The sequence below is a fragment of the Nonomuraea sp. NPDC049695 genome, assembly GCF_040674955.1.
GTDB classification, from domain to species: Bacteria; Actinomycetota; Actinomycetes; order Streptosporangiales; family Streptosporangiaceae; genus Nonomuraea; species Nonomuraea helvata.
The window spans coordinates 1-12,496 of record NZ_JBFANV010000104.1; the positions used below are offsets into that span (position 1 = coordinate 1).

The window sequence follows — 12,496 nt, forward strand, 5'->3', positions numbered from 1 at the left end:
CCATCGACCGGACCACCTACAAGGCCACCATCAGCATCAACATGATCCCGGCCAGCCCTTGACGCCGCCACCACAGCCCTAACTGAACGGCGTTGCCTCTAGACCCGGTCGCGGGACCGGGAACGCCTCGGGGGGTCCGTGGAGGAACCAGACTGCCCACGGCTGAGGAACGGACGTCGGAGGAGGTGGGACGGCAAGCTCACGGCTCCCCGGGGTAGGGTCCCGGTGCCCCGGAGGGCTCGAGCGACTCGATGTGAAGGAGAGACCCCCATGCACGATGCCATCGTTCACCCCGACGGCGCCCGCATACGCTGGGTCGAGCTGCCAGGGGCCGATCCGGCGCGGGTCTACGTTCACGGACTCGGCGCCACCTCGGCCCCCTACTACGCGGAGGTCGCCGTCCACCCGCTGCTGCCCCGCAAGCGCTCCCTCCTGATCGACCTGCTCGGCTTCGGCATCAGCGACCGGCCGAGCGACTTCACCTACACCCTCGAGGCCCACTCCGACACCCTGGCCGAGGCGTTGCGCAAGGCCGGGGTGGCCGGATCGTCGATGATCGCCCACAGTATGGGCGGCGCGGTGGCGATCGTCCTGGCCTCGCGCCATCCGGAGCTGGTCGCGAACCTGGTCCTCGTGGACGCCAACCTCGACCCGTATCCGCCCTCCCCCGTCCAGCCGGGCAGCAGCGGGGTCGCGAGCTACACCGAGGAGGAGTTCGTCTCGCACGGGTGGGAGGAGGTGCGCGACCGCGTGGGCCCCCACTGGTGGTCCACGATGCGGCTGGCGGACCTGCGCGGGCTCCACCGCACGGCCGTCAGCCTGGCCGCCGGCACCACGCCCACCATGCGTGAACTCCTCAAGACGCTCCCCATCCCCCGCGCGTTCCTTTATCCGGAGGGCGAGCCGCCCGAGGACGCCGACGACCTGCGGGCGAGCGGCGTCCAGGTCGTCGCGATCCCGGAGTCGGGGCACAACATCATGCTCGACAACCCCGAAGCCTTCGCCCGCACCCTGGCCGCCCTCCTCCCCTAGCCGAGGCCGGTGTCTTTCGCCATATGCGGGGCCCGGCACAGGAGCGCGCGTATTGCCACGCGAAGACCGTGGAGGATATTCTAAAGTTCCTTAGAATTTCAGAGGAGATGGAATGTCCTACCCCGAGCCTCGTTACCTGGGAGAGTCCGGCGAACACAGCGGCGTCCTGCGCACGGTCGCCACCCCGCCCGACCTGTCGATGGCCAGCGGCACGCAGGTGCATTACCTCGGCACGGGCGACTCGACGAACGGCGCGTTCGGCCTCTACCGCTGGGAGATGGGCCCGCGCCCGTCAGGCCCGAGCGCGCACTTCCACCGCACGATGACCGAATCGTTCTACGTGCTGTCCGGCACCATCCGCCTCTACAACGGCGAGAAGTGGACCGACGCCAGGCCCGGCGACTTCCTGTACGTGCCCGAGGGCGGCGTGCACGCCTTCCGCAACGAATCGGGCGAGCCCGCCTCGATGCTGATCCTCTTCACCCCAGGCGCGCCCCGCGAGGCGTACTTCGAGGAGCTCGCCGACATCGCCGGCAGCGGCCGGGAGCTCACCCCCGAGGAGTGGACGGAGCTGTACCTGCGCCACGATCAGTACATGGTCTGATGTCCGGGTTCCCGGAGGAGCCGATCTACCAGCAGCTGGCCCGTGTCGGCAAGGCCCTGGCCAGCCCGGTGCGGTTGCGCCTGCTGGATGTGCTCGACCAGCGCGAGCGCACGGTCGAGGAGCTGGCCGATGCGGCGGGGATCGCGCTCAAGAACACCTCGGCCCAGCTCCAGCACCTGCGCGCCGCCCGCCTGGTGACCAGCAGGAAGGAGGGCGCCAGGGTCTACTACCGGCTGGCCGACGAGCGGGTGTCGCGCTTCCTGGGAGAGCTGCAGGAGTTCGCGGACGAGCGGCTCGCCGATCTGCGCGAGACCGTACGGGCACGACTCGGCTCTCTGGAGGGCGTGAGCGCGGAGGAGCTGGCCTCCCGTCTGACCGATCCCGGCACGGTGGTCGTGGACGTGCGCCCCGCCACCGACTACGCGGCGGGGCACCTGCCGGGAGCGATCTCGCTCCCCCTGGCAGAGCTGCGCGAACGCCTGGACGAGCTGCCGGGACAGGCGCGGATCGTGGCGTACTGCGGCGGGCCGTACTGCGCGGTGTCCGCAGAGGCCGTACGCATCCTCGGCGAACACGGCTACGACGCCCGCGCCCTCGATGGCGGCTATCTCGGCTGGCGACGCCGCGAAAGGCCACTGGAACAGTGACTCGCCACCTGCTGGAGACCCCCTGCCGGCCTTCGGCCTCCTGCCCGGCTGCCGGCCGGCGTCACTTGACCCCGGCCTCGCGCATGTCGCGCAGCTCGCGCTTGAGCTCCTTGATCTCGTCGCGCAACCGGGCCGCCACCTCGAACTGCAGGTCGGCAGCCGACTGGTGCATCTGCTCGGTCAGCGACTCGATCAGGGACTCCATCTGCGCCCGCGGCATCTCGCCCGCGATCGCCTTGGCGTGCTGGCCGGCCTGGCGGGGACCGAAGCCGGGCACCGGGGCCTTGCCGCGCGACTGCTGCCGGCCGCCGCCGAGCAGGCGGTCGGTGTCGGCGTCCTCGCGCTGCAGCGAGTCGAGGATGTCGGCGATCTTCTTGCGCAGCGGCTGCGGGTCGATGCCGTTGGCCTCGTTGTAGGCGATCTGCTTGGCCCGCCGCCGGTTGGTCTCGTCGATCGCCCGCTCCATGGAGGGCGTGACCTTGTCGGCGTACATGTGGACCTGGCCGGACACGTTACGGGCGGCGCGGCCGATGGTCTGGATCAGGGACGTCTCCGAGCGCAGGAAGCCCTCCTTGTCGGCGTCGAGGATCGCCACCAGCGACACCTCGGGCAGGTCGAGGCCCTCGCGGAGCAGGTTGATGCCGACGAGCACGTCGAACTCGCCCGAGCGCAGCTCCCGCAGCAGCTCGATGCGGCGCAGCGTGTCGACCTCGCTGTGGAGGTAGCGCACCCGGATGCCGAGCTCCAGGAGGTAGTCGGTCAGGTCTTCGGACATCTTCTTGGTCAGCGTCGTGACCAGCACGCGCTCGTCGCGCTCGGCCCGCTCGCGGATCTCGTGGACCAGGTCGTCGATCTGCCCCTTGGTCGGCTTGACCACGATCTCGGGGTCGACCAGGCCGGTCGGGCGGATCACCTGCTCGACGACGTCGCCCTTGACCCGCCCCAGCTCGTACGGCCCCGGCGTGGCCGACAGGTAGACGGTCTGCCCGATGCGCTCGAGGAACTCCTCCCACTTCAGCGGCCGGTTGTCGAGCGCCGACGGCAGCCGGAACCCGTGGTCGACCAGCGTGCGCTTGCGCGAGGCGTCGCCTTCGTACATGGCGCCGATCTGCGGCACGGTCTGGTGGGACTCGTCGAGGACGAGGAGGAAGTCCTCGGGGAAGTAGTCGAGCAGCGTGTTGGGCGCGCTGCCGGGCTCGCGCCCGTCCATGTGGCGCGAGTAGTTTTCGATGCCGGAGCAGGTGCCGATCTGCCGCATCATCTCGATGTCGTACGTCGTGCGCATCCGCAGCCGCTGCGCCTCCAGCAGCTTGCCCTGGCGCTCCAGCTCCTCCAGCCGCCCGGCCAGCTCCGCCTCGATGCCCGCCACGGCGGCGGCCATGCGCGCCTCGCCCGCGACGTAGTGGGAGGCGGGGAAGATGTAGAGCTCCTCGTCCTCCGTGATGACCTCGCCGGTCAGCGGATGCATGGTCGAGAGCTTCTCGATCTCGTCGCCGAACATCTCGATGCGCACGGCCAGCTCTTCGTACTTGGGGATGATCTCGATCGTGTCGCCCCGCACCCGGAACGTGCCCCGCGTGAAGGCCAGGTCGTTACGCGTGTACTGCATGTCGACCAGGCGGCGCAGGAGCTGGTCGCGGTCGATGTCCATGCCGACGCGGAGCCTGGCCATGCGGTCGACGTATTCCTGGGGCGTGCCCAGGCCGTAGATGCACGACACGGAGGCGACCACGATGGTGTCACGGCGGGTGAGCAGCGAGTTGGTCGCCGAGTGGCGCAGCCGCTCGACCTCGTCGTTGATCGAGGAGTCCTTCTCGATGTACGTGTCGCTCTGCGGGACGTACGCCTCAGGCTGGTAATAATCGTAATAAGAAACGAAATATTCGACCGCGTTGTTGGGCAGCATCTCCCGCAGCTCGTTGGCGAACTGCGCGGCGAGCGTCTTGTTGGGCTGCATGACCAGGGCGGGCCGCTGCAGCCTCTCGATGAGCCAGGCGATGGAGGCCGTCTTGCCGGTGCCGGTGGCGCCCAGCAGCACGCTGTCCTTCTCCCCGGCCTTGACGCGGCGCTCCAGCTCGGCGATGGCCGTCGGCTGGTCGCCAGAGGGAGTCATCTCGGTGACGACTTCGAACGGCGCCACCTTCCGCTGCAAATCTGTGACCGGTCGCATGTTGCCACTGTAGGCCGCCCCACCGACAGAAACGCCACCCGCAGGACAAGGGGTAAAGGTCAGGCCGAGCGCCCGCCTGTGCGCGGGAACGGGCTGGTGGAGAAGACGACCTCCACCGGCCCCCAGAGCGTCGGAGAGCTGCCCTGCGGGTGAGAGGTGTGACACCCATTGCAAGCGAACAGTAAGTCACACCCGATACGGTCGGATTCGCCTGTAGCGGAAAAGGAAGGTTCGATGTCACGACCCAGAGAGGCACTGATCCAGGCAGGGCAGGGCATGGCCCAAGCGGTTGCCCAAGGGGGTGACGTACGGCAGGCGATGGGGCAGGCAGTGGGCCAGTTCGTCGACCAGGCCGGGCAGCTGGCCGGCCAGGCCCGGGGCTTCGCGCTGAACCCGCACGACTTCGCCGCGGCCCGTGACGGCGGCGTGTCCGTGGGCACCGTCATCGAGGCCAGAACGGCGTCGCTGAACGAGGCCGGCGAGATCGTCAACCGCAGCTTCACCGAGAACGGCATGCACGTCATCTCGCCCGTGGTGATCCCCAAGGGCACCACCGCGAAGGTGATCGTGCCGCTGGGCATCCTGGTGGTGCTCGGCCTGATCGGCGCGCTCGGCAACGTCATCCCGAACACCGATCTCATCTTCGGGCCGCACTACTGGGTGGTGCTGGTCCTGGCGGCCGCGTTCCTGTGGTGGCGGCGCAGCGTGGTGATGGTGCCCGAGGGCTGCAAGGCGCTGATCACCAAGTTCGGCAAGCTGGTGCACATCGCGGACCCGGGCCGGGTGACGCTGTTCAACCCGTGGAAGCGGGTCAGCTACATCGTCAACACCACCCGCGAGTACCCGTTCAACGCCCCGATCAGCGAGGCCCCGACCCAGCAGGGCGTCAAGGCGAGCGTGGACCTGTTCCTGCAGTTCAGGATCGAGAACCCGGCGGAGTTCATCTTCGTGCTCGGCTCGGTCAGCGGCTTCCAGTCCAAGCTCCAGAACGCCATCAGCGAGGTCACCCGCTCCCTCATCTACGCCCAGCGGGCCGAGGAGATCTACGACCTGGTCGGCGAGAGCACGGTCGGCATGCTGGACAGCCTCAACCAGCAGTTCCTGCCCGCCGTACGGCTCACCGACGTGAACATCACGCACGCCGAGCCGTCCAGCCAGGAGTACCGGATGGACCTGGCCGCCCCCGAGATGGTCCGTGTCGCCAAGGAGGCCTACACCTACGAGTACGAGCTCCAGCTGCGCAAGGAGCAGAACGAGGGCGACCTGGTCAAGGAGCTGGCCGGGCTGCAGGAGACGCTGAGCGCCATCCAGGCGGAGATCGCCGGCTACCAGGCCCGCATGGACACCGCGCTCGAGCGCGCCACCCACCAGGCCACCGCGCAGGCCAGGCAGCGCCTGGTCGAGGCCGAGTCCACGGCCAACGCCAACGCCGCGCTCCTGGAGGCGCAGGCGCTGGACATCCGCGCGCTGTCGGCCGCGGAGGCGCCCGAGATCCTCGACTACCGCTTCCAGCAGGACCTGCTGAACAAGCTGGAGTCGGTCGCCACCAGGCTGCCGCAGGTGGTGCAGGTGGGCGAGCAGACCGACATCGACTTCCTGGCCCTGGCCCAGCAGCTCGTGGGCGGCAAGGGCACCGCGCTGTTCTCCGCCGACGACATGGCCGCGATCCGCGCCAGGCTCGACGCGATCGGCGAGCGGGTACGCGGCCGCGAGCTCGAGATCGCCGCCCTGCTCAAGAAGGCCGCCGCCGACGTGACCGAGCCCCAGGCCCCGCCGGAGCCCGACGCGGAGCTGGAGCGGACCGTCGAACGCCTGCTGCCCGGGAAGGGGGAGATCTGACATGACCCGCGAGTTCTCCAAGATCAAGGAGTCGCTGGCCTCCTGGGGCGACATCCGCCAGCTGCTGCGCGGCGGCGAGCAGGGCCAGCTCGTGCCCGTCGTGATCCCCAAGGACCGGCGCGGCTTCGCGTGGATGGCGCTGGTGTTCCTGGCGGTCTACTTCGCCGGGATGGCGGTCCTGACGGACCTCACCGTCATCGCCGCGCTGGCGGCGCTGTTCTTCCTGGCCGTGGCGCTGGTCACGATGTGGCGCAAGGCCATCATCGAGATCGAGGAGGGCACCACCGGCGTACGCAGCCGCTGGGGCGCCATCACCGGCGTCCTCCCGCCGGGCCGCCACTACCTCTGGCTGCCGTGGGACCGGGTGGACGCGGTCGTCGACACCTCCACCGAGATCCCGTACTCGGCGCCGATCGTGGCCTGCCCGACCGCCGAGAACGTGCCGCTGAAGTCGATCGAGTTCTTCCTCAAGTTCCGCATCGTGGACCCGGTCGCGTTCGTCCGCACGATCGGCGCGGGCAACTTCGACCTGGTGCTCTCCAGCGCGGTCCAGGACGCGATCAGGCAGCGCAGCCGCAGGGTCAACACCGAGCGCGCGTACGACCTGCGCGGCTCCGACGTCGGCGACATGCAGGACGCGCTCAACCGCCAGCTCGGCAGGTACGGCGTGCGCATCACGGGCGCGAACATCCCCGACGTCCAGCTGCCCGACCAGTACCAGCAGCATCTGGCCACCCGCGAGAAGGTGGCCAAGGAGCTCTCGGCCTACGAGCGCGAGTGGGAGCTGACCCGCAAGCGCCGCATCGACACCCTGCTGATGGAGATCGAGCGCTCCAAGAAGACCCGTGACGCCCGCGTCGTCGAGGTCAAGGCCGCCCACAACAAGGCGCGCAAGGACGTGGCGCGCATGCTGGAGGAGCAGGAGACCGAGGCGCAGCGGGTGACGTGGGAGATCGAGGCGCGCGGCCGGGCCGAGCTGACCGCCGCCGAGAACGAGGCCAAGGCGCTGCGCCGACTGGCCGAGTCGTACCGGGACAACCGGGCCGTGCTGCAGTACGAGCTGGCCCGCAAGCGCCTCGACGTGGGCGCCAAACTCGCGGAGAACGCCCCCCAGCCGCTGGTCGTACGGACGCAGCAGGGCCAGGCGGACTCCGCGCTGTCCACCCTCCTCCTCGCCCAGTTGCTCCCCCGCATCTCGGGCACGGGTACCGGCCACGTGAACGGCCACACACCTTCCGCATAGGAGAACCCCATGGTGTTCCGCAAGTTAATGGCCGCGTTCGGCGCGGGCGTCGAAGTCGACACGGTGCTGACCAACACCGGCGTGCGCCCCGGCGAGCTCCTGCGCGGCGTCGTCCACTTCCGTGGCGGCAACTCCGACTACAAGGTCGAGGGCATCTACATCGACCTGACCGCCGTGGTGGAGGTCGAGTCGGGCGACAACGAGTACAAGACGACCTACAGCTTCCTGCGCCAGCAGGTCGCGGGGACGTTCCAGCTGGCCGCGGGCGCGCAGCACCAGCAGCCGTTCGAGATCGCGATCCCGTGGGAGACGCCGATCAGCGCCATCGCCGGGCACCCGCTGCACGGCATGAAGCTGGGCGTCCAGACGGAGCTGGCGCTGGCGGGCGCGCTCGACAAGGGCGACCTCGACCCGCTGTTCGTCAGCCCGCTGCCGGCGCAGGACCACGTGATCGGCGCGCTCGACCGGCTGGGCTTCCAGTTCAAGAAGGCCGACCTGGAGCGCGGCACGCTGTACGGCTCGACGATGCCGTTCTTCCAGGAGATCGAGTACTACGCGGGCGGGCAGTGGCGGCGCCACTTCAACGAGCTGGAGCTGACGTTCATCGCCGGACCGCGGCAGATGGACGTCATCCTGGAGGCCGACAAGCGGGGCGGCTTCCTGACCTCGAGCCACGACGCCTACAACCGCTTCACCGTGCGCTACGACGACCCGCCCCACGCGGCGGACGCGGCGCTGCAGCACGGCCTGGAGGCGATGGCCCGCCACCGCGGCTGGTTCTGACCTCCAGGGCCGTCACGGCCGCCCCGCCGCGTGCCGGTGAGGCGGCCGTGACGGCTAGGTGATCGCTCCTTTGCGTGCCCTGGCAGTCGCATGGCGCGGTCGTTACCATGACCTCGGGGACTGATCGTCGGACGGCGGGGCGGGGCGATGGCACGGTTCATGGCGGCGGTGAAGCGGGTCGTCCCCTGGGCGGCCCAGAACGCCGACGGCGCGATCGCGCTGCTGCTCGCCATCGTGATCGGCGTTCTCGGCATCATGCCCAACGAGATCGTCCCGACCGAGGTGCAGACCCAGCTGGTCAACGCCGCCACGCTGGTCATCATGGCGCTGGTGGCCACCGCGCTGCTGCGCGACCGCGTACGCCAGGCGCCGGTCGAGGAGACGATCACCTCGGGCGCGCTGGCCGAGCTGCCCGTGCGCCTGGCGCGCCTGGAGGAGATCGAGACGCTGGTCGGCAGCACCCGCAAGGCGCTCGACTCCCTCCAGCTCGTCCGGGTGCTGGGCAGCAAGCAGGAGATCGCCCAGTCCCACGCCGAGGCGCGCAAGGACACCTCCAGGTGGAGCTTCAAGGGCGGCACCGGCACCTACCTGCGCGCGGTCACCCTGCCCGCGTGCGTCGCGGCCGCCCGCAGGGACAAGCGCCACCTCACGGTCAGGGTCGAGGTGATCGACCCGTCCAACCTCGAGGTGTGCGAGACGTACGCGCACTACCGCCGCTCGCTGTCCGACGCCCCCGACGGCACCGGCGAGATGTGGACGGCCGACCGGGCCAGGAAGGAGTCGTACGCGACGATCCTGGCCGCCTTCTGGCACCGCCAGCGCTACGGCCTGCTCGACATCGCGGTGGGCCTGTCGTCGACGATGACCACGTTCCGCTGGGACGTGTCGGCCACCCGCCTCATCATGACGGTCGAAGACCCCAACAAGGCGATGACCGCGCTGGCCGGCACCTTCTACTACGAAAACTGCGACACCGAGCTGCGGCTCAGCTTCGAGCAGGCGCGGCGGGTGCCGCTGGAGATGTACAAGAAGGTGCCGCTGAGCGACGAGCCCACCATCGAGGAGGTGCAGGAGCTGTTCGAACGCATCGGGGTGCCCCTGCCCAAGTCCTACAACGGCCGCGACGTCGTCGACATCGCCCGCAAGGCGTTACGCGCGGTCGATCCCTATGGTGAGCCGCTACCGGCCGGTCAGCCACGAGAGCCATGAGCCATCACGCCGTACACCAGCGGGTGCTCGGGGGCGAGGCCAGGTCGTGGGCCCTCGAGGCGCTCTCGGCCGGCCGGCCGACCGCGGTGCGCCACCCGCTCGGATTCGTCTGCCTGCCGCTGGAGCGCGACGGCGGCGAAGGGGTATGCATCCACCTGTGGTCCGACTCGCTCGCGCACGCCGAGAGCACCACCTCGCAGATCCACTGCCACAGCTGGGACCTGGTGAGCCACGTCCTCTACGGCCAGGTCCGCAACGTGCACGTCCTGGTCACCGACACCGGGACGGACGCCACGCACCGGGTGTTCGAGGTGGTCAGCGGGCCCGGCGGCGACCGCATCTCGCCGACGGGGCGCACGGTCCGGCACGCGACGGGCCTGGTGGAGGTGTTCGGGCCCGGCGAGACGTACACGCTGGCCGCCGGCCGCTTCCACAGCAGTGTCGTGCCCGAGGGCGGCGAGGCCGCCACGATCGCGCTCGGCCGCGGCCGCCCCGGCAGCCGCGACCTGTCGCTCGGCCCGCTGGACGGCGGGCCGCACCACGTGTCCAGGCAGCCCCTGGACGCCCGCGAGACCGAGCTGGCCGTACGCCTGATCACCGCGCACCTGACCTGAGAGGCACCCGATGGACCTGGATCACGCCCGCACGGTCGCCGTCCAAGCCGCCGAGGCCGCGGGAGCGCTCCTCCTGGAGGGCACGCGGGGCACGGTCGGCGTCCGGGCCAAGGGGGACGCCGGCGACGTCGTGACCGATCTCGACCTGGCCTCGGAGAAGCTGCTGCTGGAGCGCATCCTGACGGCGTACCCGTCGCACACGGTGATCGCCGAGGAGTCGGGGCTGGTCGGGGCCGCGGGCGGCGAGTGGACGTGGCTGGTGGACCCGCTCGACGGCACCAACAACGTGGCGATCGGCCTGCCCGCTTATGTGGTGGGCGTGGCGCTGTGCCAGAGCGGGCGTCCCGTGCTCGGAGTGGTGCACGACCCGGTCTCCGCGCACACCTGGTCGGCGATCCGCGGGCGCGGCGCCCTGTCCGCACCGGCGGGATCGTCCTCAGGGGTACGGCTGGCGCCCCCGTACGCGCCGAGCCCGCACGGGCCGCTGCTGGCCTGGACCCAGGGCTACGAGGTGTCCAGGGGCGACGCGGCGGCGCATGCGCTGAAGTCGGCGCTGGAGCTGAACGCGCGCAGGGTGCTGCAGCTGTGGGCGCCGCTGCTGTCGTGGGCGATGCTGGCGCGCGGCGACATCGACGGCATCGTGGGCTACCGCGCCGAGGCGGTGGACCTGCCGGCGGGCGCGCTGCTGGCCAGGGAGGCGGGCATCGAGATCAGGGCGCTGGACGGCGGGCCGTTCGAGGAGTGCTTCGACGGCACGCCCGAGGACCGCAGCTTCGTCGCCGCCCACCCGCGGGCCATGCCCGGGCTGCTCTCCCTCCTCGAATGAGGAGAAATCCACAGAGGATGTGTGTCTTTTGTCGATGAGTTCCGCCGCCGTTCGAGGTCTATTCAGAGGGAACGGCACAAGGGGAGGAGCCCGACATGATGACCACGACCGAGCTGGCGCAGGTGCTCTTCGCGACCGCTCTGCAGCCGTCCGACCGCCTGTCCCCGTACCAGATCCGCGCGGCCGTGGACGAGCGGCTGTGCGCGTGCGGCGGCGATCCGGACCGGTGCGCGGCGTACGTGGCGCAGGAGGCCGGTGACCACCCCGAGACGTACGTCGTGCGGATGCGCTGGGCGCTCGACGCGGTCGCCGGCGCCTACGCGCCGGCCGCCGCCTGATCGCTGCCTCGGCTCAGCCGAACCGCACCAGCGCCCACACCGTGGCCAGCAGGCCCACCACGGCCAGGCCCGTGCCGGTGAGCAGGAAGCGGCCCATCGGCACCTTGACCTCGTGCCGGCGGCACGACTCGAACCACAGCAGCGTGGCCAGCGACGCCCACGGCGTGACGACCGGGCCCACGTTGGTGCCCGCCAGCAGGGCCAGCAACTGGTCCTGACTCGTGGACGGGATGACGGTCTCGACGGCCTTGTACGCGGGCAGGTTGTTGATCGTGTTGGAGAGCCCGGCCCCGACGGCGGCCGTGCGGTACGGGTCGCCCTCCGTGCCGATCATCCACGTCATCAGGTCGGACAGGCCGTGCCTGCTGAGCGTGGGCACCACGAGGAACAGCCCCGTGACGAAGATGACGAGCTGCCACGGGATGAGGCTCCACGTCAGGCGCTTGCGGGCGCGTACCAGAAAGGCCGCCACGACGATCGCGGCCGCCGCCGTGGCGGCGACGGCCACGTGCGCCTTGAGCAGCAGCAGGACGATGAAGAGCAGGCAGCCCGCCGACGCGGCCCCGAACAGCACGCGGTCGGCCACCGGCTCCAGCAGCGGCGGCGTGTAGCGCAGGTCGCGCCGCTCGCCGCGGCGCCAGTAGAACGCCCACAGGAACGCCATCGTCACCGCGATCGAGGCGAGCTGCGGCGCCCACATGCGCGCGGCGAACTCCTGGGCGTCCAGGCCGATCTTCTCCATGCCCAGGAGGTTCGTCAGGTTGGAGACGGGGAGCAGCAGGCTCGCGGTGTTGGCCAGCCAGATCGTGGTCATGGCCAGGGGGAGGGCGGCGATGCGGGCCTTGGGGGCCAGGGCGAGCATGACCGGGGTGAGCAGCACCGCCGTCGTGTCCAAGTTCAGAAATATCGTGATAAATGACGCAAAAGCGGTGCAAAGAAAGAAGAGCGCGGCGTAGTTGCCGCGCCCGAGCACCGCCATTCTCGCCGCGATGGCGTCGAAGACCTGAGCCTCCTTGGTGAGCTCGGCCAGCACGATGATCGCCACCAGGAAGATCAGCAGCGGCCAGATCTCGTCCAGGCTGTCGGCCGCCACCTCCCACGGCAGCAGCCCGGTCGGCACGGCCACCACACCGAGACCGAGCAGCCCGATCCTGATCCTGTCGAGCACGCCAAGACGCCGCCACACCCGTC

General features: G+C 70.1%; 12 protein-coding genes. 10 read left to right on the forward strand and 2 right to left on the reverse strand.

What is annotated here, in order from left to right; translation table 11 throughout:
- Positions 1 to 270 precede the first annotated feature (270 nt).
- The 3 genes from AB0J64_RS48605 (at position 271) to AB0J64_RS48615 (ending at position 2,283) form a co-directional block, all read left to right on the forward strand.
- Positions 271 to 1,032, forward strand: coding sequence for an alpha/beta hydrolase (locus tag AB0J64_RS48605; RefSeq protein ID WP_364043289.1), 762 nt, complete (start codon positions 271 to 273; stop codon positions 1,030 to 1,032).
- A 112-nt stretch (positions 1,033 to 1,144) separates the two neighbouring features.
- Positions 1,145 to 1,636, forward strand: a complete 492-nt coding sequence (locus AB0J64_RS48610) for a cupin domain-containing protein (RefSeq protein WP_364043291.1) — start codon at positions 1,145 to 1,147, stop codon at positions 1,634 to 1,636.
- Positions 1,636 to 2,283 (forward strand): metalloregulator ArsR/SmtB family transcription factor, encoded by a 648-nt coding sequence (locus tag AB0J64_RS48615; protein ID WP_364043293.1) that lies wholly within the window; start codon positions 1,636 to 1,638, stop codon positions 2,281 to 2,283. The genes AB0J64_RS48610 and AB0J64_RS48615 overlap by 1 nt, the downstream gene beginning before the upstream one ends.
- 61 nt (positions 2,284 to 2,344) lie before the next feature.
- On the opposite strand, the gene uvrB is transcribed toward AB0J64_RS48615, so the two are convergent.
- A complete protein-coding gene (gene uvrB / locus AB0J64_RS48620; RefSeq protein WP_364043295.1) occupies positions 2,345 to 4,453 on the reverse strand; it encodes an excinuclease ABC subunit UvrB in 2,109 nt (702 codons plus the stop codon).
- Between the two features lie 234 nt (positions 4,454 to 4,687).
- On the opposite strand from uvrB, the gene AB0J64_RS48625 reads away from it, so the two are divergent.
- The 7 genes from AB0J64_RS48625 (at position 4,688) to AB0J64_RS48655 (ending at position 11,305) form a co-directional block, all read left to right on the forward strand.
- Positions 4,688 to 6,292, forward strand: coding sequence for an SPFH domain-containing protein (locus AB0J64_RS48625; RefSeq protein WP_364043297.1), 1,605 nt, complete (start codon positions 4,688 to 4,690; stop codon positions 6,290 to 6,292).
- Between the two features lies 1 nt (position 6,293).
- Entirely contained in the window at positions 6,294 to 7,535 is a 1,242-nt protein-coding gene (locus AB0J64_RS48630) for an SPFH domain-containing protein (RefSeq protein ID WP_364043299.1), read from the forward strand.
- Between the two features lie 9 nt (positions 7,536 to 7,544).
- On the forward strand, positions 7,545 to 8,318 hold the full coding sequence (locus AB0J64_RS48635) for a sporulation protein (RefSeq protein ID WP_344985057.1): 774 nt from the start codon (positions 7,545 to 7,547) through the stop codon (positions 8,316 to 8,318).
- Positions 8,319 to 8,465: 147 nt separating this feature from the next.
- Positions 8,466 to 9,527 carry a hypothetical protein gene (locus tag AB0J64_RS48640; protein ID WP_364043301.1) on the forward strand — a complete coding sequence of 354 codons (1,062 nt, stop codon included), beginning with the start codon at positions 8,466 to 8,468 and terminating at the stop codon, positions 9,525 to 9,527.
- A complete protein-coding gene (locus tag AB0J64_RS48645) occupies positions 9,524 to 10,141 on the forward strand; it encodes a hypothetical protein (protein ID WP_364043303.1) in 618 nt (205 codons plus the stop codon). The genes AB0J64_RS48640 and AB0J64_RS48645 overlap by 4 nt, the downstream gene beginning before the upstream one ends.
- A 10-nt stretch (positions 10,142 to 10,151) precedes the next feature.
- Positions 10,152 to 10,967, forward strand: a complete 816-nt coding sequence (locus tag AB0J64_RS48650) for an inositol monophosphatase family protein (protein WP_364043305.1) — start codon at positions 10,152 to 10,154, stop codon at positions 10,965 to 10,967.
- A gap of 95 nt (positions 10,968 to 11,062) precedes the next feature.
- Positions 11,063 to 11,305 (forward strand): hypothetical protein, encoded by a 243-nt coding sequence (locus AB0J64_RS48655; RefSeq protein ID WP_364043307.1) that lies wholly within the window; start codon positions 11,063 to 11,065, stop codon positions 11,303 to 11,305.
- Between the two features lie 13 nt (positions 11,306 to 11,318).
- Here AB0J64_RS48655 and AB0J64_RS48660 read toward each other — a convergent pair whose 3' ends face one another.
- The gene (locus tag AB0J64_RS48660; protein ID WP_364043309.1) at positions 11,319 to 12,491 is read right to left on the reverse strand and encodes an SLC13 family permease; all 1,173 of its coding nucleotides are present in this window, start codon (positions 12,489 to 12,491) and stop codon (positions 11,319 to 11,321) included.
- Positions 12,492 to 12,496: the final 5 nt, after the last annotated feature.